This is a genomic window from Butyricicoccus faecihominis (genome assembly GCF_014648015.1).
Taxonomy (GTDB): Bacteria; Bacillota; Clostridia; order Oscillospirales; family Butyricicoccaceae; genus Agathobaculum; species Agathobaculum butyriciproducens.
In genome coordinates this window covers 66,066-89,573 of record NZ_BMQH01000005.1, presented here as the reverse complement: position 1 = coordinate 89,573, position 23,508 = coordinate 66,066, and the positions used below count along the sequence as shown (strand labels likewise).

Here is a 23,508-nt window from a genome sequence, read left to right as displayed (position 1 = left end):
GTAAGTCCTCCTTTACGCTTTTCCTTCGCAGGAATCAGGCCAATATTTTGCGCCGGGTTGTTCCACCCACAGATGCTGCGGGTCAAAATCCGGTTTAATATACGGATTTCCTTCCAGATGCCGAATGACCCAAAGGTAATACATCGCATAGCCGGGGGCGGCAACCTGTGGATGAACCTTGTTGGGTTCAATTAAAACGGTGTCGTTGTGTTCCAGCAGAACGCCTTCCTCTCCCAGCCGCAGCAAGCCAAAACCGTTTTGAGGATAAAACTTATAAAAGTAGATTTCCGGCTGTGCGTGTGAATGTGACGGGAAGCCGGACCATTTTCCGGGATAGTGCATATCTTCCCCAAACATGATATTGGATTCCGGAGAAAGTTTTACATCCTGTGCCGTTCGCACAATACGAGTACCGGCCTCGTTCATGAAACCTTGGCCACGTACTTCTTCCACAATATCATCCTGAGCGCGGATTACCGGCATGAAATCACGTTCATTTTCAGTTCGAATGACTGCGATCTCGCTCTCTTTTGCAATACCACGCAATTTGGCAGGGATATCCTTGGGCAAGTTTACGCTCCAGATCGTATCGTTGGTGTAGGTGGGTCGAGTACCCTTTACGATTTTTCCATTGAACTCGACTTCAATTTCACCGTAAAGCAAGACAAATACACGTTCAAGCGGCAGGTTATCTTCAAATTCCATGTCTGCGGAAATCTTAAGGATACCAAAATCCATCATCATCTCACGATACTTGCCGTTTAATTCTGTAATTGGGTGATAACCAATCGAAAAAGGCTCCTGCTGATGAATTTTCATGTTAGTTTTCCTCCTGCCATAGCATTTTGATGATGTGAAGCGCCTGTTCTTCTACCTGCGCAATTGGCTGGCTGAATAGGCGAAGGCGATCGAACTCGTCTGGCTGGGCTTTCATTTCGGAACGCAAGTGATCTGCAAAGGTCTTTCGTAAAACGGTTCCAAAATTCATTTTTCCAACCCGAGTTTGCTTGAGCTGTGAAATGTCTCCGTCCCTGATGCCGCTTGCTCCGTGAATTACCAGAGGCAGTTGGCATTTGTGTTCAATTTGCTGCAAAACAGGAAATTGAATGGAAACCTTACGGGTGGCTAAACGATGAATATTCCCAACCGAAACAGCGAGCCAATCGACCTGTGTCTGCTCCTGCATTTCCCGCGCTTCTTCCGGATCGGTTAGATTTATTTCGGTTTCTCCGATATCGCTATACGGAACGGTTCCCAGTTCCGCTTCTAAAAACACGTTTTTTTTATGTGCATACTGCGCAATAGCTTGTGTGATCTTCAAATTTTCGGTTATCGGTAGGTGCGAACCATCAAACATAACCGAGGTAAAGCCGCTGTCGATCGCACGGATGAGGGTATCTGTTTCGGTACAGTGATCCAGATGAATGCCAACAGGTACACTCGAAGATTCGGCTAAAGCGTTCAGCAGTGCTGACCAATGCTCCACCGCCATTGCCGTACGTGCATCACGGTTGATCATCAGCAAAACCGGACAAACAGCGCGTTCGGCGGCACGGATCACAGCCTGCGCATCTTCGTATCCAAATATATTAAATCCCGGGATGATTCGCTTTTGCTGTGCGGCCTGTGCAACATAATTCTGTTCCCACTTCATGGCATCATCTCCTTTTCGTGCTGTGCACGATGCTGCTCTGCGGCTTGTAAATTAGGCATTGCATCTCCACAGCTGATTGTTTTCAGCGCCAATGAGGCACAGGCGGTGCCAAGCTGCATTGCATACGCTAAGTTGTGTTTTCGCAGAATGCCATACATCAATCCTGCTGCGTATGCATCACCGGAACCAAACGTCTTTACTGCTGCGGTAGGAATGCTGCCGCAGCGCAAGACCTTACCGTCAGACGTGTATGCTGTGGATCCGTTTGCACCGTCCTTTACAATGACCAGCTTCACGCCGGCATCCAACAGCGCCTGTGCTGATTTGGTATTATCTTTGTTGCCCGGCATGGTGAGGTATTCAACAGCATCAAATTCTTCTCGATTGCCAATAACGATGTCGCATTGTGTGATCACCTGTTGGTAGCAACGTGCAGTTTCATCCTTTGATACCCAGCCGAATGGCCTGTAATCGATATCTAAAACGGTCATCGTTCCGAAATCTCGTGCCAGCTGCAATATTGTAAACATTGCTTCACGCGAAGGGGATTGAGAGAATGCAGTGCCCGAAAGCATCACGGACTGGGATGCGGCAATCAGATCACGATTTACATCTGTGGGGGAATATAGCATATCTGCTGTTCCCTGCCGGTATAGATACGTTCCATGGTGGAATGCATCCCCGCCGGTTGCATAGCCGCCACTCTCTTCGGCGCTGATGATCTCTGTTACTGCAATACAGTTGCGAGCCCCTGTTTTATCAACCACAATACCTTTGGTTTCGATATTTTGTGCCTGCAAAGCGGATAGGATATATTCTCCCATACCATCGTGCGCTACTTTTCCAAGAAAGCCTGTTTTTAGTCCCAAACGTGCCGCTCCCTGCACAATATTAGCGGGAGAGCCGCCTACGGATTTTGTGAATGCCGGGATATCAGCAAAGGTGCAGCCTGCTTTTGTGGTGTTCAGGTCGATCCCCGCACGTCCGGACAATAACAGTTCTATACGCCGATCCTGCACATTTTTCATGTTGGATTCCTCCTTTGGGCTTTCGTTCCCTTGTTGATTTCAGCATATCACCATCCTGCGTTTATTTCAACTTTCACTTTCTTTCGGTTTCGATTATTTCATATTGACATTTCGTTTTATTTCGTTTATCTTAAAAGAAGAAAGGAGAATGTACTATGACAAGTCGTATTGAAGAAATAAGGAAGATGCTTTTTACAAATAAAAAAGTGTTAGTCAACGATTTGAGTGAGCAGTTCGACATCAGTCGTGTTACCATTCGGAAAGATTTGCAGCAGCTAGAGGACGAGGGGATTGCCAAGCGTATTTACGGTGGTGCGATGCTGGCGGACTGCGCTTTGCCTTCTTCGCTATCCAATGTAAACGATCGAACACGAATTGCTTTGGCTGAACGCGCTTGCGAAGAAATACAGGATGGTGACAGCATTTTTTTGGGATCCGGACAAACCTGCTGCTATCTGGCCAAGCTTCTTGAACGCTTTCATGACCTGTCGATCGTAACGAATAATATTACCGCGCTAAATGACCTGTTGAAGACGGATTCCCGCGTATATCTGCTCGGTGGAGAAGTGACATCCACAGATGCGCACACCTTATTTTCAAGTCCTGAAAACCCAAACACCTTCACAAATCATGTTTTCGTTTCAAAAGCATTTACGAGTATCTCGGGCATTGATTTACAGGCGGGGCTTACAGTACATTCTATTGTTTCGACGCATATTTATCGCAATCTGCCGTCTATGGCACGGTCCTGGTACTTGATGGCAGATTGCCATAAATTTGGTCAAATTGCCATGTATCCTGTTGCCGATCTCGATGCATTTCAATATCTGATTGCGGATGATGTGCCTGAAGAATACCGTACGATTTTGCATCAGAATCATACCGAAATCCTTTTGATATAGTACCGGTAAGGTTTATGGCAACACCGCACAATTAAAGCTGCGGCGTTTTGCCGAAATTATGCGGTATTGCCTTATGAATACAGTTGTGTAATGAAAACAGGAGTATGGAAAATCTTTAAGGAGATATATAATAAATGGTTGGAAGAATATATCACGTTGGATTAACAATATCAGATTTGGATAGGTCGATTGCTTTTTATAGAGATATTCTTGGACTTGAATTCCAAGGAGAATTATTGATGGCGGGTGAGGAAACTGATAAATTATTTCATAGGCGAAACTGTAAAGCACGGATTGCTTATCTAAACGGTTCTAAAAATGTTGAATCTCCACCGGTTGAACTTATTCAGTTTATAGATAATGCGGTTCATAAGATACAGTCAGATTTATTCACTACATCTATCTCCGAACTGTGTTTTTATACTGATGATATTGATTTGACTTATAAGCATTTTATTGAAAACAATGTAGAGTGCTTATCTGAACCTCAACATTTCAATTTCACTTCACAAGGATTTGGAGAAAGTAAAGCCTTCTATTTCAAAGATCCAGATGGAATTATACTTGAAATGATGCAAGCACTATAAAAAGAGAACGAAGCGTCCTGTTTGTTAGTCACAAACGCTTTCTCGTTGTGGCTCGCTGCATAAAATGCGGCCGGCAACCTATAGGCTGCCGGCCAGAAAATCTTTATATTTTTTCACTGTCCTCTTGACGGGTAGCGGTTCAATTCACAGACAGCAGGCCCTTTCGATCGTTTACTTCTGCCCTTCCTCAAGCGCTCGCTTGGCCATCGTATAGCAGGTTTCCACCGGCAGCTCGACAAGACTGGCAATATTCTGATAGGAAATGCCCTCCGCACGATACTTGAGAATGGTCAGCGTCAGCTGCGTTCTTTTAATCGCTTTCTGCAATGCATCCGAGTCGTACCGCTTGTTCTCTTTGTCTTTCTTCTAGCATTTACAACAGAACCCGTCCGGTGATGCTGTCCAAATTTCTCCGCACGCTTTATAGAGTGACCGTTCTCTGCTTCGGTGGCGGCAAATCGCACAAATCCCATCCTCCGCATTCGTGGGGCGTTGCTGACACACCTTACACAAACTTTTGAAGTTTTTCATAGAAATCCGCTTTCGGGATTTTCTCCTCCGCATGAGTCGGCGCAAACAAGCGCGTGTTCTGCCATGCGTGACCGATTTTCCCGACCGGCTCGATTGCTTCCATTTCGCGGTGCATGGACGCTTCGCGCGGGTGAACGTAATAATGCGTAGTAGTCGTCACATCGGCGTGCCCGAGCAGACCTGCGACAGTCGCGGCGTCCACGCCCTGCTCAATGGCGCGCATCGCAAACGTGTGCCGAATGTCGTGAAACCGTACATTCGGCAGGTGCAGACCGACTAGCACATCTCGCCAGTAAGCGCTCAGATGGTCTAGGTCGAGCACGCCGCCCACTGCGCTGTAAATTGTCTCTGTCGGCGCCCGTTCAAACAGGGAACGAAACCGCTCCCACTGCACGGTCAGCAGGCCTTGCAGCACTTCCAGTAGGTACAGTGAACGCTCCGAAGCCTCGGTTTTCGCCGTGCTGAACACCAGTTTTGTGCGTTTTCCGTATTCCGCGCTCGGGTCGATCGTGACGCGCCGAACCGTCTGCGTGATATGCAGCGTGCCGCTCGACGCGTCGTAATCCTTCCACCGCGCTGCGCAGACCTCGCCGATCCGCATTCCGGTGTACAGTGCAAGAATGATGCCCGCATTGTTAAGCGACAGGTCGGAAAACAGCCACTTTTCGAGCTTTGTCTGCGCGTTGTCGCTCAGCATCGTCAGCTTTTTCGCCCGGCAGTGCGCGTAAACGGTTTCCGGGACCGGATTTGCGGTCAGAACTCCGTCTGCGACCGCACGTTTGCAGCAGACATCGAGCACCACGCGCAGGTTTTTGACACTTTTCGCGCTCAGCGGACCGCCGGTGCGCAGATTGCCATGCTGTGCCTCGTCGTTCAGAAACCGTTGCACGACCGCTGTCGTCAGCTGGCTCATCGGCAGATTACCCAGTTTAGGGAGAATATGTTTATACATATTGTCGCAGTAATGCTCATAACCGCTCGATTTCGCCACGGGCTTGACATATGTTGCGAGCCATTGCCCTGTCCATTCGTTCAGCGTCATACCGTTTTCACCTTGAACGTCTGAAAAATACGGTCGCCCATGTGCGGCGCGTGCTGATGATACTCACACTGCTTGCGATAACAATATCGCACAAAAGCTGCCTGCATATTGTCCAAACAAACTTTTCTGCCGTCCGGCAGAGTCAACTGCTGACGTTCAAAGTCCCAGCTTTCCCAGCATACTGTTTCGATACCCGGATATGGAAAAACACGAAATAAATATTTGTTTTTCATTAAATCTCGCCTTCCTTTGTCATTTCATAAATGCAAATACCGTCAAAAATAAAAAACTGTGCAGATCTAAAACCTACACAGTATTTATCGGTATGACAAAGAGACGGAAGTTCTGCACTGATCGTGGCGTTTACCCTTGCGTAAACGTCGAAAAAAGGGTATACTGGTACTATAGTGGGGAGATTTCCGTTGTGTAGGTGGGTCGTCACCTGCGCAGGTGCAAGGGAGTTGGCGCTCTCTTGTACTGCCGTATTTGATTTGAAATTCTCTTACTATTGATATAATAGCATATAAGTAGCACTTGCATAACATGCATTATGCACAAATATAAGTGCAACTTGTATTTCAATTTCACTATATTCGTGTAATCTATTCTCTGATATAATATCGAGGGGGGAGCAAATGGCGGCTACCGAGGCGCAAATGCGTGCTACTGCAAAATGGCAGAAAGAAAAGACAGATGAGGTGCGTTTCCGCGTGCCCAAGGGCGAACGCGCCGTTATTCAGGCGCGCGCTAACCACCAAGGCGAATCCACCACCGCATTTATCAAACGTGCAATCAAAGAAACTATGGAGCGCGATAATGCGGAGAAACGTGAGTGATTATCCGCTGCACTCCCAGTGCAATTACATATCGTTCAAAAGACTCGTTGCGTATAGACGGTCGCAAAATAAGGCGAAAGGCTTTCCCGAAAGGGATTGTCTTTCGCCTCATTAGCGTTCAAAGGGAATTACGGTAAAAAAAGGCAATCGCTTTTCGTTTTCGTGAAATCCAGAATATTCCTCATATGCTGCAAATCTCCCGGAGAGTCTGGAACGCTCGCGTCTGAACGCGGGAAAATCCTTTTTCACATAATTCGAGTAATCCAGATCAAAATCCCGGCGGCGTATGGCAATACCGCATAACTGGGTAAGAGCGATGTACGAGTAAATTCTGTACGGTGTTGTCTTAAACATTTCACATTTTACCAAACAAGCTGGTGAAGTTTTGTCCCGCAAGCGAGCCGAACCGCTGTAAAAGGAAATCTATGTCAGCCGATCAAGAAAGGTGCACTCATTCAACATACCTATTGTTAAACCGGTTTTGATGCAATAGATTCAAACGAAAATCAAGAGGTGAAGATTATGCCGCTCCAGGTTGTGAGAAACGACATTACGAAAATGAAGGTTGACGCCATCGTCAACGCTGCCAACGAGTCGCTGCTCGGTGGCGGCGGTGTGGACGGCTGTATTCATCGTGCTGCAGGACCAGAGCTGCTGGCGGAATGTAAAACGCTCCGTGGCTGCAAAACCGGGAGCGCGAAAATCACAAAGGGCTATCAGCTGCCATGCAAATATGTCATTCATGCTGTCGGTCCTCGTTGGTACGATGGACAGCATGGTGAACGTGAACTGTTGATCTCCTGCTATCAGACTTCGCTCATGCTGGCGAAGGAATACGGCTGCGAATCGGTTGCATTCCCCTTGATCTCCTCCGGCATTTTCGGCTATCCGAAGGATCAGGCTCTCAAGGTTGCAATTGACACCATCAGCAGTTTCCTTCTTGAAAACGAAATGACAGTATACATTGTCATTTTTGACCGTAAAGCCTATCAGATCAGCGGCAAGTTGTTTGCTGATATTGCAGCGTACATAGATGACCGCTATGTGGACGAACATACCGATAGTCGTTCCGAGCGTCTGCGCAGAATGAACACCTTCCGGATGGAAGAGCCGATGCCTTGCGAGGCATCCATTCGTGAAATTGCAATCGAACAGCTCACACCTCCCTTCTCTGCGGCAGTTGCCCCTAAAAAGGCGGCAACCCTTGATGATGCACTGGGACAGATCGACGAGAGCTTTTCCGAGATGCTTCTGCGGAAGATTGATGAGCGCGGCATGACGGACGCACAGTGCTATAAGAAGGCAAATATTGATCGGAAACTCTTCTCGAAGATCCGTTCGGACAAATCCTACAAACCTTCCAAGCCCACAGTCATTGCATTTGCCATTGCCCTTGAGCTGCCGCTTGCGGAAATGAAGGATATGCTCATGAAGGCGGGGTTCGCGCTCTCCCATTCCAACAAGTTTGACATTATCGTGGAGTATTTCGTGGAGCATGGAAACTACAACGTCTTTGAAATCAACGAAGCTCTGTTCGCCTTTGATCAGAGCTTGCTCGGCGCATAAAAATGTCGCTTGAAAAGCGACCACTGCTCTCCTGTGATTTGCTACCATAGAGATAACAAATCACAGGAGGTTTTTTTATGAAGCATACAACAGAATTGGTTTTTATCCTGGACCGCAGCGGCTCCATGTCGGGGCTGGAGACAGACACGATCGGTGGATTCAACTCCATGATTGCCAAGCAGAAAAAGGAAGCGGGCGAGGCGCTGGTCTCCACCGTACTCTTTGACAACGAGAGCGTGGTCATCCACGACCGCCTGCCGCTGGAGGATGTGCCGCCCATGACCGAGAAGGAGTATTTCACCCTCGGCTTCACGGCGCTGCTAGATGCCGTGGGCGGGGCCATCCACCACATCGGCAACATCCACAAGTACGCCCGCCGCGAAGATGTACCGGAAAAGACGATGTTCATTATCACCACCGATGGTTACGAAAATGCCAGCCGCCGTTATGACTATGAAACGGTGCGGCGCATGATCGAGCGACAGAAGGAAAAGTACGGCTGGGAGTTTCTCTTTCTGGGTGCCAATATCGACGCAGCGAAGGAAGCGGCACGCTTTGGCATCGGCGCTGACTGTGCGGTGAACTACAAGTGCGATGAGGCCGGTACAGCACTGAACTATGAGGTCATCAGCGAAATAGTTTGCAGCGTTCGCGCCGCAAGACCTCTCGGCGCCGACTGGAAGCGCCGCATCGACGAAGATGTGCAGAAACGCGGGAGATGATGAATATGTACGGTGCGATTTTGGGCGACATTGTGGGCAGTCCCTACGAATTTGACTGCAACAACTACAAGGCCAAGGACTTTCCGTTATTCAGTCAGCGGTCCGAATTTACCGACGATACGGTAATGACGCTGGCCGTGGCACAGGCCCTGCTGGATACTCACGGACAGGATGCTATCACCATCAAAACGGCGCTGGTGCGGGAAATGCAGCGGCTGGGACATGCTTATCCCGACAAGGGCTACGGTGTGCGGTTCAATCAGTGGCTGTATGAGGATAACCCGCAGCCGTACCTCAGCTATGGCAACGGCAGTGCCATGCGGGTTTCTCCCGCGGCATGGCTGGCAGAGAGTATGAAAGAGGCGCTGCATCTGGCACAACTCACCGCTGAGGTAACGCATGATCATCCGGAGGGAATCAAGGGCGCACAAGCCGTTACTGCAGCGATTTTTCTTGCCCGCACCGGCCACAGCAAGGTGGAGATCAAAGCGTATGTGGAATGCGAGTTCAGTTATGACCTCACCCGCACCTGCGACGAAATCCGCCCAACCTATCATCATGTGGAGAGCTGTCAGGAGACTGTGCCGCAGGCTATTGCTGCATTTTTGGAAAGCATGGATTTTGAGGATGCCCTCCGCACGGCGGTGTCCCTCGGCGGTGACAGCGACACGCTGGCCGCTATCACCGGCAGCATCGCCGAGGCATTCTATGGTGTGCAGGAAGATCTGAAACAGGAGTGCCGCAAACGCCTGACACCGGAGCTGGAAGGGATACTGCAAGCGTGTGAAAATGTGCTTTTACTGCGGCAAAAACTATGGTAAACTGTAACCGAAAAGAGAAAAAGGATGGGCAGTCATGGCGATTTTGAACTTTTCCGATGTGCTGAAGAAAGTAGGACTTGACCCGAAAGAGGTCAAGCTGATACGCCACGCATTGTCTGATAAACGATTCAGAGAATGCTACAAGGCCGGTATGGTATACGAATACACACAGCATCAAAAAACAGGTTTCAGCAAAGGGTATTCCTACTGGATCACTTTTATTAGCGACGGCGGTACATACGCGAGACTGCATTCCTGCTGTCGTGTCAATGGCTTTGTAGCGGATATACCGGATGTATGTCCCGCCGGATTGCCCGACTGTGAGGCAAAAAAATACCGTGGTGAAAGAGCGTTTTTTGATTTGGAACCGGTGGATCTGCTGAAGGACTACGAAGGAAAGCTGGTCATCGACTGGGGCGGATCGACTCGAATGTGGCACCAAAAGGCCACGACCGAAAAGCCCATCGTAGCGATTGAGTCAAAGACTCAAAAGCCGTTTGTGGGGTTTGAACAGCTCATTCTGTCCTTTGATGATTTGAAAGAAGTGATCGAAAATGATACGGACTATGAACTGTGGCATGCGGCCATGTCTTCTGTCAACGCAGTTTATCTGATCGTGGATACCAGGACAGGGAACCGATATGTCGGATCGACATATGGTTACGACGGACTTCTTGGGCGTTGGTCCGTCTATGTATCCACTGGCGGCCACGGAAATAACAAGGGCATGATCAGCTATTTGAAGTCTGCGGACCACAGCTGTCACGATTTGCAGTTTTCTGTTCTGCAAGTTTTGTCAAAATCACTTTCAGATCATCAGATCATAGATGCAGAAACGCTCTGGAAGAAAAAACTGCTGACCTGCGAGCCGTTTGGCATGAACCGCAACTAAGCGTTTTGTGATATTTTTCGGATGATACAGCAACTCCCTGATGGAATGACAAATCCTATCAAGGCCGGTGTATTTCTTGAACATTGCATTAAAGTGATAGATACTGCTGAAGCCGAGCATATCCGCAATTTCCGCAATCGGTGTGACCGTATGCATAAGCATATCCTGCATCTCGCCGATACGGCGCTTTATCACATACTGCGCATTACTAACTATTGACTACTTCGCAAACTGTCCGACTCTTTCCACTTGATATGAAGTAATTATCTTGCGTACATACCAAAGCCTTCAGGCATGGGCTCGGTGATATCTGGCACGCCGACAAGGTTTTTCTCGATGATCTCGCGGGTGCGGGTACCGTCCGAGATGGCGCGCTCTGGGAAGCCGAGCGGATTGAAGGTCGCAATGGTACGGTAAGCCGGATCACGGATAAGATTCTGCCTGTGGCGAAAGAATGGCAGCAGCGGCCTCTGGAATCGATCTACGCCGTAGTTTTTTCTGGATGCGATCCACTATCGAAGGTCAGATTGTAAAAAAAGCAGTGTACATTGCCATCGGCCTTGATCTGGATGGCCGCAAAGATGTTCCGGGGATGTGGGTCGGCGAGAATGAGAGCGCAAAGTTCTGGGCGACCGTACTGAATGGCCTGAGGAATCGGGGCGTAGAGGATATTTTTATCGCATGTACAGACAATTTGACCGATTTCGATACAGCCATCCATGCAGTGTTCCCGGAAACGGAGATTCGAGTGTATGAAAAAACTCTGTAAATAAGATTCTTCTATGATAATTACGGGCGATAAGCTTGTGAATCAGGCTTGTCGCTCTTGCTTTATATATAACGGCTACCTACGGGCTTGTCAAGAGCAGGCGATTTCCCGCCTGTCTTCTTGATCCGCTTTTGGATTATTCAGGTAAGCGTCCTTCATACATAATGCTCAATTCTCCATAAACCTGAGCCCAATTACGAATCGTGGCAGTCCATTTTTTCGCCGCCTCAAAAGTATCCAGATACAGCGCCTTTAACAGAGCGGTATCACTTGGAAATACGCTTCTCTGGCGATTCAGCTTCCGGTAAGTGGAATTCAGCGATTCGATTGTATTTGTCGTATAAATGACCGTTCGGACAGTGGTTGAAAACTTAAAAATTAGAGAATAGCATCTCGGTTGCCCTTCCAGCGTTTCATGTAATTCGGGTATTTCGGAGTCCATTTTTCAGTTACGCGGTCTAAGGTAGCCAGAGCCTTCTGCTCATCAACGGCCTGATAGATGGTTTTTAAATCTGCAAAAAAGGCTTTTCTGTCCTTATCCGGAACGTATTTCAGGGTGTTTCTTATCTGACGGACAATATACCGCTGATATTCTGTCTTGGGAAACGCAGCTGAAATCGCTTCTCTCATACCGGTAAGGCTACCGGCACAGACAATCAGGATATCTTTCACTCCGCGATTCTTCAGTTCGTTCAAGACTGCCAGCCAGTATTTTGCGCTTTCATTGTCAACAAGCGTAATCGTCAGAACTTCTTTTTCCCCTCCGCATTAATGCCGAGAATAACGTAGGCTGCAAGTTTACGAATGACTCCATTATCCCGTACAGAATAGTGGATTGCACCCATGTAGGTGTCGTAAATTGCTATCCCCTCTGAAATAGGGTGACGTTTCGTTACTTCATCACTCAAATACGTGCATCAAATCCAGCTCACAACCGATCAGCGTAAACACCTTTGCGGCGGTGTCTTCTTTAGTGTAAACGGCAACGGTACGATACAAGCCGTTCTCCAGCACAAACACGGTTGCGTTCTGTTCCTGCGGCGATACGATCCAGTATTCCGGTACGCCCGCCTGCTGATAACGGTTCAGCTTCACCAGTCGATCAGCTTTGGCAGTTGAGGGAGAAAGGATTTCCATTACTACAGTCGGCGCACCGAAGCAGTATTGTTCACACAATTTGTTAGGATCACAGATTACCGCCAGATCAGGCACATAGACGGTACTCACATCATCTGCGCTCTGGTTGGCATGGTTCGGAAGAAGCACCTCAATCTCTGCAAATACGCGGCAAGGCTTGCCGTCCAGAAAGTTGCGGAGCTGCTGCAAAAGTGCGCCCTCTATGTTCTGGTGCTGGATACTCGGACGCGCCTGCATGACTGCCACGCCGTCGAATAACTCATACTTCTGCTCGGTATCCCATGTCAGATAGTCGGCATAGGTGCTGTGTGTGGTTTGCGGTAATGGCATGGTTTAACCCTCCTCGTATTGTCAGACACTCGTTTTTCGCAATAATTTGATTTTATTATAACACACTGAAAATAGCATAACCAGTTAAAACTACTTCGGCTATTAACTGGGGCCTCTGCCTGCGACGGCGGCACACTCCACGTCCTGCGTCAAGGCCGGTAAAATGACGTTGCGCATGAGGCGCGGCAGCGTGACCGGAACCTACGCAAGGAGCCGCGACTTTAATTGTGCGGTGTTGCCTTAGCAATCCCCACCTCAACCGCACCCACAACATCATGATTTGTAACCCACCAGTGTCCCGTCGTATCTCTATTTTGCGGAGTTACTTCACTCAAGTCATGACAGTGCGCCTTACCCTGCTTAGTTACCAGCAGTACACCTGTTTCCACATATAACGCATCTATGACATCGCCGCCATGCCCCCACTGTATCAGCTGTACACCTGCACCCAGTCCCAGCTTTGGCTCAATCATACGCTTTTCCGCTGTGTCCGGCGACAGTACAAGTCCTCTGCCTTTCTCTGTCACAATAATCAGCTTATGCTCCGGCTGGTAGACCATAAGCTGACAAAGTGAATCTCCTGTCTTCAACTTCATGCCGGAAACCAATCCGATACCTAGATTTTTATACTCATGCATCGCCTGAACAGACACGCGCAATGCCTTTCCTTGACGGCTGACAAACAGCAATTCGTCTTCCGCTGTGCTGCAACACGCTGTGACAATTTTCTCCCCACCTGTACGTACAATCTGCATACCGTCTGGTATAACACGCACTTGATCCAACGACAGCCGCACCTGCCTGCCGCTTTGCGCTGCACAGACCAGCGAAGTATCCTTAAGATTACATTCGGTCAGCACACCATCTTTAAGCAATGCTTCATGACATTTCTGCCATCTACCATTTTTGCAGAAGTCATCCACTGTTATTGAAGCCGGCAGATACCATGCCTGACCACTCGAACTGACCAGAACTTTATCAGCTGATTGTCGGAAAACCACTATCCGCTTCACTTGAAGTTTCTTATCCAATCCCATCGAACAAACGCCTGATTTACAAATCCAGCGGTTTTCCGGCACTTTAACCAGTCTGCCGCTGGATAACACAGCCAGCAATTCTTCTTCACAGATACCCTCTTTCTCCTCCAGCTTTGACTTCATCTTTGACGATTCAGCCTGTTGGCTGCATGGATACGGCTTTCCCTCTGCATCCACGACCTCCGGCAGCCACTCGCGCTCTAAATCCTCCACTTCCGGCATACTATCCACAAGTTCCGGATTCTCAAAAAGGCCGACCGATGTATAAATAGACCGGCTCTTCTCAGCCATATCCGCCGCAAGACGTGTTTCCTCACGCATTGCTGACGTACATCCCAGTTCCATCGGCCGTTTAAACGAACTATATGTATGCAGGATTGTTTGCTCTGTCAATAACTCTGCCTCGCCCTCGATTTCGACTCTCAACCTATCATTTGGCTCTATCGTTTCCGTATAAAGCTCATACTCTGCATTCTCCGTCACCGTCAGTTCAACCGGACCGTCATACACTTTCGACATACCCTTTTTCAGAGTATCCTGCTCCATCCCGGTCTTACCACAGATATACATATAAATCGGCCGCTGCATCATGACATGAAGCAGTCTGCGCTGTCCATCTGCATTGGCGAAGTCAAACACCTCGGTTCCATCATTCTCCTGTGCATGACCCATCAGTGCCGAAATTTCGTCACGAGAAGCATCCGTGGTATCATACTCGGTTGCTGCCTGATGACGCAGAATATACGCCGTGACAGATTGTTCATACTCTTTCCCATATGTTTCATCAACCGTTAACAGTGCATCCGCTTCCTCAAAAAAACCTTCTTCTACACCAGCATCGCAGCAGATATTTTTAAACATTTGATTCACTTCTCTCGTCGTGCAGCGTTTCCAGTACGCTTGACCTTGACATCCAAGCGGCCATCTATCTACCTCTGCATCCGATGTACCTCCATGCTCATGGTAATATGTGAGCGCTTTCTTTTTACGTTCCATAAGAAAATTTCGAAACTCTTTTACAAGTGGCAGCAAGCGATATGAATTTGATGTTTTTCCGCCCACTTGAACGTCACGCGAGCTCTGCTTTTCCACATATCTGCGTTCAATCGCATATAGATCCTCATCCATCTGACGAATATCGCCATATGACAAGCCAGCGGCCTCTGAGGTGCGAAGGCCCAGCAGCAGCATTGCAAGCAGTGCAACGCACTCACCAAAGCGATCTGCACGACTTAACATTTCTTCATAAATACGAATTACTACGCTGATGGGAAGCGATTTTGGGCGCTTCAGCAGCTTATGTGCAAGATTGAACAAATACTTTTGCCCCTCAGCGGTGCGCGCAAGACCATTTTTGCAAAGTTCCACATCAACATTTCCCCAGAAACGCATCTGGGACAGGTCATGCTGATATGCTTGCTCAACAATGCAGGAAAAAATTTTCTCAGCGTTTTGCTCAATGATCCTGTCACCCAGACCAAACTGTCGCCTTTCCATCCACAGCTTTTCTGCCAGTTCTTCATTGAGATCTGCATACGGTATCCCCCGAAAAATCGGTGCAACAGACCGCCAGAATTCTCTGTCATACGCTATGCATGTACTCTTGGCCCAGTGACGATCATTTTGCATATCCAGCAAAAATTGTTCGTAACCGCCTTCCAGCGTTAACTCGCCTTCTGCTGTCACTGGTTGATACTTATAATCGCTCCGATCACACTTGCACGGAACTTTAAACTCATCTAAATTTTGTCCCGTTACTTTTCTTGGGCTATGAAAAAATTTCCCATTTTTCTCCTTTTTATCTAAAAAACTTGGACAGTCCGCCCAAGTTTCTTTGGTTTGCCGCCGGAAGCTTTCAGTATAGACACCCTTTTATCTCGCAGCAAAGCTCTTGTTAATCAGATGCGCAAGGAGGTGGATAACTGGTGCTTACAGGAACCGCTCTCATGAACGAGCTTGTCAATGAACTGAATGAGCTTAAACTTTTAACAATGGCAGCCACCTTAGATGATCTGTATGGTACAGACCTCATTCTCCATTCCGACCAGGGCTGGCCGTATCAGCACAAGCAGTACTATCGCATGCTCCGAGAGAAGGGCATCCGGCAAAGCATGAGCCGCAAGGGAAACTGTCTGGATAATGCTGTGATTGAAAACTTCTTTGGATTACTTAAAAGCGAGCTGTTGTATCTACAGGAATTTCATTCCATGGAACACTTCAAGCAGGAGCTCATTGCGTATCTGGATTACTACAACAATCGCAGGATCAAGGCAAAGCTCAAGGGCTTGCCGCCTGCAATTCACAGACAGCAAGCCCTTTCGGCTGCTTGAACAATTTTTACTTCAAAATATTGTCTAACTTTTTGGGGTCACTTCACAATGCCGCATGTCTTCTCTTCATAACTGGTTTTTCTGTCGTCCGCCGACATACAGTTCCATCTGATCAAAGACCATTCTACTGCATCGCTATCGGGTTTTTCCGTTGCCCGCCAACATTCCGGCCCAAAGTCCGGCATCAATTTCAGATTTTAGGTGCCAGCCGCACCAGAGGGATGACGCCCTCTGTCCATTTTCATTATATGCATTTCCAGTGGAAAAGTCAACGAAACGTGTGAAGAAAGAGCTGTCTACTTGCGCAGTTAACTCTAATATTGCATCATAACTCTTTTCAAGTTAAGATACAATATTAGAGTTAAGATCCGTCGCAGACCTACATCTCCACTACCGCTTCTCAGCTAAGCTACTGATAGCGCTGCGCTTATGCACTTTATAAAACGAAATTTCAAAAGAGAATTCTCAAAACTGGTTGATTAAAAACCATATATCGAATATACTATAAATAGGAAAGCAGGCGACATCCTGCTGGTGCGGCTGACACCTTAAATCCGATAGAGAATCCGGATGTATAGACCGGAGGGTTGGCAGGCAACGATAAAACCTGATTGTGATTCCAGACGTATGGGCTGGAGTGTTGGCGGACAACGATAAAATCAGTCATAAGGGGGAGACGCACAGCATCGCGGTGTTGTAGTCTCCCTTTTAATTTATATGGAGTCAACATCAACCGAATATTTAAAAAGGTTGCGAAATTAGTTGATATTACGGTATGAAGGATTGTCTAACTTTTTTTGGGGGCACTTCAATATTCTATTCGCGCGGGAATAAATTCAAAAAAACTTCTATTGTCATTATACCTATCACACAAACGAAAACCAGCAAATCCCACTCTCATTTTATCCCCGTTGGGGTACAATTGGGGCTGGAGCGCCTATCTGCGCATCTTCAAATCCTCTGAAAATACAAAAAAACCGCTGATTTCAACGAAATCAGCGGTTAAACATGGTTGCGGGGACAGGACTTGAACCTGCGGCCTCCGGGTTATGAGCCCGACGAGCTACCAACTGCTCTACCCCGCGATATAGATTTTATCGCAGCTCTCTTTCAGAGTGCTTATATACTATACCATAGGATAACACAGTTGTCAAGCATAATTTTCAATTTTCTATTCGACAAATTCAGTCTTTTATCTTGCTGTCCTCCGCGGGCAGCAGATCCGGCAGCTCAAACCAGAAGCAGATACCGCCTTCGACGTTCTCCGCGCCGCAGGCGCCGTGCAGGGTATCCGCGATGGCGCGGACAAGCGACAGACCGATGCCGGTGCCGCCGGCCTCTCGGGTACGGGCGCGGTCGGTGCGGTAGAATTTCTCCCAGATCTTCGGCAGCTCCTCCTCCGGCAGACCATCGCCTTCATTGAACACGGACAGGCGCACGCTGTTGCCGGTTTTTGTGGCCGAAATCTCAATATGCTTTCCCTCAGGCGTGTAGCGGATAGCGTTGGACAGGTAATTCATCAGCACCTGATCGAGCAGATCGCCGTCCGTGCGGACCGTAATATGCGCGTTCTCATATTCCACGGTCAAACCTCGATTTTCACACAAAACAGCGGTTTTGCGCACCGCTTCCGCACAAAGTGCATGCAGATCAATATCCTCGTCGAACGTCTGCTCTGCACCCAGCTCCAACCGCGACAGACTGAGCAGCTGCATGACCAGCTTGTTCATGTGGTCGGCCTCATCGGCGATGGTGTCACAGTAGAACTTGCGGTCCTCAGGGTCATCGGCCACGCCGGCCGTCAGGCCCTCAGCATAGCCCTGAATGAGCGCGATCGGCGTTTTCAGCTCATGCGACACGTTCACGATGAACTCCTGCCGCATATTGTCGATACGCTCCTTCTCCTCGATCTCCTGTGCCAGCTGATCGTTGGACTCCTTCAGCTCACCGATCGACTGCTCCAAATACGCAGACAGGCGGTTGAGCGACTGTCCCAGCTGGTCAATCTCATCGCCGTCCCCCTTGCCGGTGTACTGCATAGAGAAATCCAGCTCACTCATCCGGTCGGCCAGTCCCGCCATTTGAATAAGCGGGCGCGTAAACTGACGCGAGATAACATAGCCGCACCCCAGACAAATCAGCAGCGCACAGCCGCCGGCAATCAGCAGAAACACCAGATTCAGCGAAGAATTCTGTTCGATATACGCATAGGGCATATATGCGATCAGATATTCACCGTGTTCCGCATTCAGCACACCGATCAGACACAAATACTGGTCATTATCGCGCAGACTGATCGTCATAAAGCGGTATTCGTTTTTACCCAAATCTACCCAGTCACGATTCTGGACCACGGACGCCAGCACCGCAAAGCTGCGGAACTTCTGCTCCATGTGCCCAAAATCAAACCCTACGTCACCCTCCTGCATGGCAGACGAGGTAATCACATCGCCGTTATCGGTCACCACTGCCAGACGAATGGCACTGCGGCTCTCATAGCTGTCCAGCAGCGCGGCAACATCCGAGGAATCACTCGCGTAGCTGGTACAGATGCTGCCGTAGGCATCACGCAGCTCGCTCCGGCGTGTCATCATATAGTAATCCTGATAGAAAAACACGTTGAGCAGCACAAGAATACCGATAAACACCAACGCGATAATGCTGATCGCAGCAAAAAACGTAAACCGGATTGACCGATGCTTCAGCTTCATACCTCAAAGCGGTAACCGTAGCCGCGCACGGTTTCGATCATGGTGCCGCACTCGCCGAGCTTGGCGCGCAGCTTTTTAACGTGCGTATCCACGGTACGCAGGTCGCCGAAGTAATCGTAACCCCATACTGCATTGAGGATACTCTCACGCGACAGCGCAATCGCACGATTGTTCTTGAAGTAGATAAGCAGCTCGTACTCCTTGGGAGTCAGGTCGATCGGCTTGTTCTCCACCATGACCTCACGGCGCAGCTCATTGACCGACAGCTTGCCAAGCTGTTCGAGCGGTGCACCGGCACGGCCTTCTCTTTTGAGCAGTGTGCGCACGCGGGCCGCCAGCACGATCGGCGAGAACGGCTTGGTGACGTAATCGTCCGCACCGCCTTCCAGACCGCGCACCTGATCTGCGTCCTCGGCACGGGCGGTGAGCAGCATAACCGGCAGGTGGGTTTCGCCGTGCTCCTGCTCGCGCAGCTCCCGCAGTACTTCAAAGCCGTCCATCCCCGGCATCATCACGTCCAGAATGGCCATATCCAGTCCCGGACGGCGGTTCTCCAGAATATTCAGCGCTTCCTTGCCATCGGCGGCCTCGACGATGGTATGACCGTCCCGCTTGAGAAAGTCGCTGACCAGACGACGGATACGCGCCTCATCGTCTGCGATTAAAATAGTAGACAATATAATTCCACCTTACATTCTTATAATACCGCAAGTATACCGCCGGTGTTTGTTCGTTGTGTGAACAAAATCATGGGTTTTCAATTTTTGTTGAACAGGAGGTTGCTGCTTGAGAAGCGAACGGGTCTTGCCTACCCTACTGCTGCACATATCGGCTACTCAACGCAAAGGGCGGCGTAACAGCGCCGCCCAGAGGTTTTATTGGTTATTATACTCAGCACCGCCGGATTAGGCTGTATACAACTCGTAGCTATACGGAATCCACAGTGCGGGCAGACTGCTGTCGGCTGTTGCCTTGTGCATGGTCAGCTTGACGTATTTGCCGTTCTCTTTACCGGTATTCGGGTCGGTAAACCGGTACAAAAGCGCAGCATACTCATTATTATCGCCGAAATAATACTCGGATTTCTCATCCGGTTTACTGTACATGCCGCCCAGTGCAAGTATCGTCGATGCACACCAGTGCGGATTGCCGAGGGTCTCCGGATGGTCCTTCCAGTCGTTTTGCAGATTTTTCAGTTCATCATCAGTATAAACCGGCAAATCGAGTTTGCCATACAGCAGGTCGAACTGCTCCGCTGTGGCGCCATCGGTCGAATCCGCCAGATGCTCTACCTTTATCGGCTCTGTGTTTGTTATATCCTCGAAAGTTACACGATCCACGGCGTATTCTTTTACGTTCACCGGGAAAACCATACGGCTGACATAGACCTCACAGGAATTATTATCCGTATTAACAGCAACCTGATACGGCTGGTCATGCTGTGCGCCCATATGCAGGACCGCATAATGTGCACCGAGACTTGTCAGCAGCTGCGCACGGCGAACGGTACCGTCCTTATCCGTCAGGTCGTCGAGTACAAAATCCTCCGCGGTGATATTCTGCGCGGCAGTGAACATTTCCTTGTACTTGGCGGCAATCTCCTGATTGGACGGGTCATACTGCACATCGGACACATACGCCAGATAATAGGTCAAACCGTCCTTTTCGGCAAGCTGCTTGACCGGAGACGGATAGTTTTCCGTCCAGTTTTCGCCGTATTCGCTGTGCAAAACGGCGGTTGCGTCTACATTCAGCGTCATAATGCAGATGTCATGCGCCGAGCTGCTGTCTGCCTCATCCAGCATATTGAAATGCACACTGCCGTCCTCATACTGGCTGATGCCGACCGTATTATGGAACGAAAGCGGCAGCTCAAGCGTATAGTCCAGCACATCATTGCGGTATGCCACCGAGTTCAGGGTTTCGTCACCGTGTACGACGGTGGCCGCCTCCCCGTTCTGCATGGCGTACAGCGCCGCCGCCTTGTGCTGAATGTGACGGGCATCGGTGTATTCCAGCACCAGTGCGTGCAGATACGGCTCCACCGCCGTGGAGGTAAGCGACTTGCTCATGCTCTCCGGCACGGTGTACGTCCAGCCGTCAGCGGTTTTGGTGAGCACTGTCTGCTCATCTATTAGCGCATCCTGCATGGTGCCGTCCAGATTGACCAACCGGTTGGTGAGCTGTACGCCGCCGGACGGCTCATTCGCAAACGTAAATTTGATGGTATCACCGACTGCCAGCTCAGGCGGCAGTTTGCCAGTTATCAGCGCACCTCTTGCGTTCGCGCCGATGCCGAGCTCCTGCTCCCCGCTCTTAGCGGTGATGTCCTCCACCACGCCGACCGGCTGCCAGTAGCCCGCAGCGGTTTTCTCCAGCTGCACCTTAACCGGCGCACTGGAATCGCCAAATGTCAGCTGTACAACGGCAGTTTCTGTATTGCTGTCGCCTTCACCGAACGAACCGGTCGCCCGCCGGATGACCTCGGTGTCCTTCACCAGCATCAGATAGGAATCGCCGCGCAGCGCCATGCCGAAATACTGCATAGCCGCCTGTGCCGGATCGGCGTAGCCTCTTATCATCTGCGTATCCATGCTGTCGATGTACTGCGGCACGGTCGGCCACGACAGACCGGTCGCATAGTACGTCCGGAACAATTCGCTCTGCGTCATGCTGTCCGTACTGAGTTCGCGGATATCGCCGATCACCGAGCTGTTTTTGTTCTCGCGGATGGTCTGCACGGTGTACGCCGAGCGCGCATCATTCACGCCGCTGCCAGACAGACGGAATACAACGCAGTAGCTATTTTCGTCATCGGTGGGTACAAGCACGAAATCCGTTGCAGATGGCGAGGACGGACCGTATTTCCACGTCCACTGCTCGCCGCCAGTCATGGCTTTCTGCTGCGTGATAAGATCTTTCTGACCGTCCGGCGTCAAAATCGGGAACAGATACTGCGCACTCTTGTGCAGAACTGCGCGTGCGTACTGCTGCGCGAGATCCGCCGCGGTGCGGGAACGAACGCCGCTGCCGTCCGTCCAGTCCTGCGGCAGCCAGCCCTGACCAAACTGGTTGACCATCGTGACAACAACCTTGCTGTTATCCTTAAACGTGAATGTTACCTTGCGGATGTCGTTGTACGGTGCGGCATCTTGGTTGCTGCCTTCCACCTGACTGGCCGCCGGGAAAATACCGAGCAGCACTTCTGCTGCATTTACCGGGTCGCTGATATTGTAGCCGTTTGTGATTTTCCACTGGTTACTGTCCGAGAGGAAATCAGGCAAGCCGAGATCATTCTCATACAACAGCTTAAATTCATCCAGAGAAGTCACACGGCCGTTTTCCGGCACAATCTCGCTGTTCGATACGGCCCACTCTCCATCCTGTTTAGCAAAGGTCAGCTTTTGTACCACACGTCCGGGAATGGTTTCGCCCGGATTATCGCTGAACTCTCTATCCGTGATCAAATAGGTGTCTTTCCCGTCCAGTTTGACCGTATAACCGAGATTTTCCGCCTCATTCGCCTGTTTTTGTGCCAGCTGTATACGCAGCTCTTTCGTTAGACCCTTATCGTTATCACCGACCGCGATCGTGCAGCCGAGCGAGCCGACCAGAAGCGCGATCATCACAACGAGCGCGACACCGCGTTTTTTGACTGACTTGTCAAACAATCCCTCAAACCGACGCATGAGCGTCTTTTTGTCATCACCGAAGCAGGACACCAAAGCCTTTCTCTTTTGCGCCTGCGCGATAGCTGACCGCAGGATGGTCTCGCCGTAGGCTCGGCGGTACGCGCCATCGTGTCCGCGAACAACCGCATCGTCGCACGCCGCCTCAATGTCCTCCTGCGCAAATCGCGCGATCAGATGCACCAGTGGATTGAACCAGTGCAGACAGCGTGCCGCCAGAAGCAGCAGCTTGAGCCACAGATCGCCGTGCTTGTAATGCGTCAGCTCGTGGCGGAAAATGAACGCCGCATCCGTCCGGGAAATGCGCTCATCCGGCAAATACAGCGTCGGATGGATAAATCCGGCCAGCATCGGGCAGTCCGCCGCCGAGGATACCCGCAGCGGGATTCCCCGGTCAATAACCAGATCGGTGCACTGCTCCTGCAAAATCGTGTGCAGATCCGCGCGTTCGACCGAACGGGACTTACCTTTCAGGCTGCGTATCAGCCGGTAATAGCCAATCCCCTGCCAGAGTATACAGGAAATAACACCGGCCAGCCACAGTGTCAGCAGAATGTCGGTAATATCCACGGTCTTGACCGTGCCGGTGTCTGCCGCGCTGAGCATTTGCGCCTGCGTGCCCGTCACCCATCGGGCTGGGTTCTGCGCAACCGGCAGTCCGGCCTGCCGGAACGCCGTCTGGTTGCTCTGCACCACATAGTTGGTGCGCGGCATGACCTGCACCGGCGCCTGCGGCAGTGTCAGCTGCACCGGAACGAGCAGCCGCAGCGCGAGAATCGCCCACACCACACATACCATACGGGCCGGATAGCGTTTTTTCATCAGCCGCCGCAGAATGAGCGGCACGAGCGCCGCCAACGATACGGTCAGGCCGATCTGCATCAGATTGTTGAGCAGTTTTTCCGAGAATTGCAGCATAAGATC

General features: G+C 50.0%; 19 protein-coding genes, 1 tRNA gene and 3 pseudogenes. 9 read left to right on the top strand and 14 right to left on the bottom strand.

The window, feature by feature from the left end; translation table 11 throughout:
• Nucleotides 1-12: 12 nt before the first annotated feature.
• The 3 genes from IEY11_RS06320 to iolC are packed head-to-tail and all read right to left on the bottom strand — an operon-like array spanning nt 13 to nt 2,682.
• The gene (locus tag IEY11_RS06320; RefSeq protein WP_118284784.1) at nt 13-819 is read right to left on the bottom strand and encodes a 5-deoxy-glucuronate isomerase; all 807 of its coding nucleotides are present in this window, start codon (nt 817-819) and stop codon (nt 13-15) included.
• Nucleotide 820: 1 nt separating this feature from the next.
• Complete coding sequence (locus IEY11_RS06315) at nt 821-1,654, bottom strand: class II fructose-bisphosphate aldolase (RefSeq protein WP_188886098.1); 834 nt, start codon at nt 1,652-1,654, stop codon at nt 821-823.
• On the bottom strand, nt 1,651-2,682 hold the full coding sequence (gene iolC, locus IEY11_RS06310) for a 5-dehydro-2-deoxygluconokinase (protein ID WP_117490221.1): 1,032 nt from the start codon (nt 2,680-2,682) through the stop codon (nt 1,651-1,653). The genes IEY11_RS06315 and iolC overlap by 4 nt, the downstream gene beginning before the upstream one ends.
• Nucleotides 2,683-2,837: 155 nt before the next feature.
• On the opposite strand from iolC, the gene IEY11_RS06305 reads away from it, so the two are divergent.
• Both IEY11_RS06305 and IEY11_RS06300 read left to right on the top strand, forming a co-directional pair.
• Complete coding sequence (locus IEY11_RS06305; protein ID WP_188886097.1) at nt 2,838-3,584, top strand: DeoR/GlpR family DNA-binding transcription regulator; 747 nt, start codon at nt 2,838-2,840, stop codon at nt 3,582-3,584.
• Nucleotides 3,585-3,718: 134 nt separating this feature from the next.
• Nucleotides 3,719-4,171 carry a VOC family protein gene (locus IEY11_RS06300; protein ID WP_116705357.1) on the top strand — a complete coding sequence of 151 codons (453 nt, stop codon included), beginning with the start codon at nt 3,719-3,721 and terminating at the stop codon, nt 4,169-4,171.
• Between the two features lie 171 nt (nt 4,172-4,342).
• On the opposite strand, the gene IEY11_RS06295 is transcribed toward IEY11_RS06300, so the two are convergent.
• The 3 genes from IEY11_RS06295 to IEY11_RS06285 all read right to left on the bottom strand — a co-directional run bounded on the left by IEY11_RS06295 (nt 4,343) and on the right by IEY11_RS06285 (nt 5,977).
• Nucleotides 4,343-4,498, bottom strand: coding sequence for a hypothetical protein (locus IEY11_RS06295; protein WP_158578288.1), 156 nt, complete (start codon nt 4,496-4,498; stop codon nt 4,343-4,345).
• A 178-nt stretch (nt 4,499-4,676) separates the two neighbouring features.
• On the bottom strand, nt 4,677-5,744 hold the full coding sequence (locus tag IEY11_RS06290) for a tyrosine-type recombinase/integrase (RefSeq protein WP_118729232.1): 1,068 nt from the start codon (nt 5,742-5,744) through the stop codon (nt 4,677-4,679).
• Complete coding sequence (locus tag IEY11_RS06285; RefSeq protein ID WP_118729233.1) at nt 5,741-5,977, bottom strand: hypothetical protein; 237 nt, start codon at nt 5,975-5,977, stop codon at nt 5,741-5,743. The genes IEY11_RS06290 and IEY11_RS06285 overlap by 4 nt, the downstream gene beginning before the upstream one ends.
• 402 nt (nt 5,978-6,379) lie before the next feature.
• Here IEY11_RS06285 and IEY11_RS06280 point away from each other — a divergent pair, with 402 nt between their 5' ends.
• From IEY11_RS06280 to IEY11_RS06260, 5 genes are all read left to right on the top strand, one after another.
• The gene (locus tag IEY11_RS06280) at nt 6,380-6,580 is read left to right on the top strand and encodes a hypothetical protein (protein WP_188886096.1); all 201 of its coding nucleotides are present in this window, start codon (nt 6,380-6,382) and stop codon (nt 6,578-6,580) included.
• A 522-nt stretch (nt 6,581-7,102) separates the two neighbouring features.
• Entirely contained in the window at nt 7,103-8,146 is a 1,044-nt protein-coding gene (locus tag IEY11_RS06275; RefSeq protein WP_188886095.1) for an O-acetyl-ADP-ribose deacetylase, read from the top strand.
• A gap of 77 nt (nt 8,147-8,223) precedes the next feature.
• Nucleotides 8,224-8,868 carry a vWA domain-containing protein gene (locus IEY11_RS06270; protein ID WP_119214786.1) on the top strand — a complete coding sequence of 215 codons (645 nt, stop codon included), beginning with the start codon at nt 8,224-8,226 and terminating at the stop codon, nt 8,866-8,868.
• Nucleotides 8,869-8,873: 5 nt separating this feature from the next.
• On the top strand, nt 8,874-9,689 hold the full coding sequence (locus IEY11_RS06265; protein WP_188886094.1) for an ADP-ribosylglycohydrolase family protein: 816 nt from the start codon (nt 8,874-8,876) through the stop codon (nt 9,687-9,689).
• Nucleotides 9,690-9,723: 34 nt separating this feature from the next.
• Nucleotides 9,724-10,581 (top strand): GIY-YIG nuclease family protein, encoded by an 858-nt coding sequence (locus IEY11_RS06260; protein ID WP_188886093.1) that lies wholly within the window; start codon nt 9,724-9,726, stop codon nt 10,579-10,581.
• Here IEY11_RS06260 and IEY11_RS15210 read toward each other — a convergent pair.
• Complete coding sequence (locus tag IEY11_RS15210) at nt 10,498-10,776, bottom strand: helix-turn-helix domain-containing protein (RefSeq protein ID WP_188886092.1); 279 nt, start codon at nt 10,774-10,776, stop codon at nt 10,498-10,500. The genes IEY11_RS06260 and IEY11_RS15210 overlap by 84 nt on opposite strands.
• Before the next feature lie 218 nt (nt 10,777-10,994).
• Between IEY11_RS15210 and IEY11_RS06250 the strand changes: the two are divergent.
• Nucleotides 10,995-11,332: pseudogene (locus IEY11_RS06250) on the top strand (transposase); the annotation flags it as partial.
• Nucleotides 11,333-11,486: 154 nt separating this feature from the next.
• Here the strand turns inward: IEY11_RS06250 and IEY11_RS06245 are convergent.
• From IEY11_RS06245 to IEY11_RS06235, 3 genes and pseudogenes are all read right to left on the bottom strand, one after another.
• Nucleotides 11,487-12,198 (bottom strand): annotated as a pseudogene (locus IEY11_RS06245) (IS256 family transposase); the annotation flags it as partial.
• Between the two features lie 52 nt (nt 12,199-12,250).
• The gene (locus tag IEY11_RS06240) at nt 12,251-12,817 is read right to left on the bottom strand and encodes a Uma2 family endonuclease (RefSeq protein ID WP_188886091.1); all 567 of its coding nucleotides are present in this window, start codon (nt 12,815-12,817) and stop codon (nt 12,251-12,253) included.
• A gap of 221 nt (nt 12,818-13,038) precedes the next feature.
• Entirely contained in the window at nt 13,039-15,540 is a 2,502-nt protein-coding gene (locus IEY11_RS06235; RefSeq protein WP_118729240.1) for a site-specific integrase, read from the bottom strand.
• Between the two features lie 341 nt (nt 15,541-15,881).
• Between IEY11_RS06235 and IEY11_RS06230 the strand changes: the two are divergent.
• Nucleotides 15,882-16,184 (top strand): annotated as a pseudogene (locus IEY11_RS06230) (transposase); the annotation flags it as partial.
• A gap of 1,009 nt (nt 16,185-17,193) precedes the next feature.
• Here the strand turns inward: IEY11_RS06230 and IEY11_RS06225 are convergent.
• The 4 genes from IEY11_RS06225 to IEY11_RS06210 form a co-directional block, all read right to left on the bottom strand.
• A tRNA-Met gene (locus tag IEY11_RS06225) sits at nt 17,194-17,269 on the bottom strand.
• Nucleotides 17,270-17,368: 99 nt separating this feature from the next.
• A complete protein-coding gene (locus tag IEY11_RS06220; RefSeq protein WP_119214784.1) occupies nt 17,369-18,895 on the bottom strand; it encodes a sensor histidine kinase in 1,527 nt (508 codons plus the stop codon).
• Nucleotides 18,892-19,572 (bottom strand): response regulator transcription factor, encoded by a 681-nt coding sequence (locus IEY11_RS06215; RefSeq protein ID WP_110435724.1) that lies wholly within the window; start codon nt 19,570-19,572, stop codon nt 18,892-18,894. The genes IEY11_RS06220 and IEY11_RS06215 overlap by 4 nt, the downstream gene beginning before the upstream one ends.
• Before the next feature lie 228 nt (nt 19,573-19,800).
• A complete protein-coding gene (locus IEY11_RS06210; RefSeq protein ID WP_188886090.1) occupies nt 19,801-23,502 on the bottom strand; it encodes a M56 family metallopeptidase in 3,702 nt (1,233 codons plus the stop codon).
• Nucleotides 23,503-23,508: the final 6 nt, after the last annotated feature.

Coding starts and splice junctions, on each gene's coding strand:
- IEY11_RS06210 (WP_188886090.1), bottom strand. CDS start 23,502: ATGCTGCAATTCTCGGAAAAACTGCTCAACAATCTGATGCAGATCGGC.
- IEY11_RS06220 (WP_119214784.1), bottom strand. CDS start 18,895: ATGAAGCTGAAGCATCGGTCAATCCGGTTTACGTTTTTTGCTGCGATC.
- IEY11_RS06265 (WP_188886094.1), top strand. CDS start 8,874: ATGTACGGTGCGATTTTGGGCGACATTGTGGGCAGTCCCTACGAATTT.
- IEY11_RS06305 (WP_188886097.1), top strand. CDS start 2,838: ATGACAAGTCGTATTGAAGAAATAAGGAAGATGCTTTTTACAAATAAA.
- IEY11_RS06320 (WP_118284784.1), bottom strand. CDS start 819: ATGAAAATTCATCAGCAGGAGCCTTTTTCGATTGGTTATCACCCAATT.
- IEY11_RS06275 (WP_188886095.1), top strand. CDS start 7,103: ATGCCGCTCCAGGTTGTGAGAAACGACATTACGAAAATGAAGGTTGAC.
- IEY11_RS06315 (WP_188886098.1), bottom strand. CDS start 1,654: ATGAAGTGGGAACAGAATTATGTTGCACAGGCCGCACAGCAAAAGCGA.
- IEY11_RS06240 (WP_188886091.1), bottom strand. CDS start 12,817: ATGCCATTACCGCAAACCACACACAGCACCTATGCCGACTATCTGACA.
- IEY11_RS06290 (WP_118729232.1), bottom strand. CDS start 5,744: ATGACGCTGAACGAATGGACAGGGCAATGGCTCGCAACATATGTCAAG.
- IEY11_RS06285 (WP_118729233.1), bottom strand. CDS start 5,977: ATGAAAAACAAATATTTATTTCGTGTTTTTCCATATCCGGGTATCGAA.
- IEY11_RS06260 (WP_188886093.1), top strand. CDS start 9,724: ATGGCGATTTTGAACTTTTCCGATGTGCTGAAGAAAGTAGGACTTGAC.
- iolC (WP_117490221.1), bottom strand. CDS start 2,682: ATGAAAAATGTGCAGGATCGGCGTATAGAACTGTTATTGTCCGGACGT.
- IEY11_RS06300 (WP_116705357.1), top strand. CDS start 3,719: ATGGTTGGAAGAATATATCACGTTGGATTAACAATATCAGATTTGGAT.
- IEY11_RS06280 (WP_188886096.1), top strand. CDS start 6,380: ATGGCGGCTACCGAGGCGCAAATGCGTGCTACTGCAAAATGGCAGAAA.
- IEY11_RS06270 (WP_119214786.1), top strand. CDS start 8,224: ATGAAGCATACAACAGAATTGGTTTTTATCCTGGACCGCAGCGGCTCC.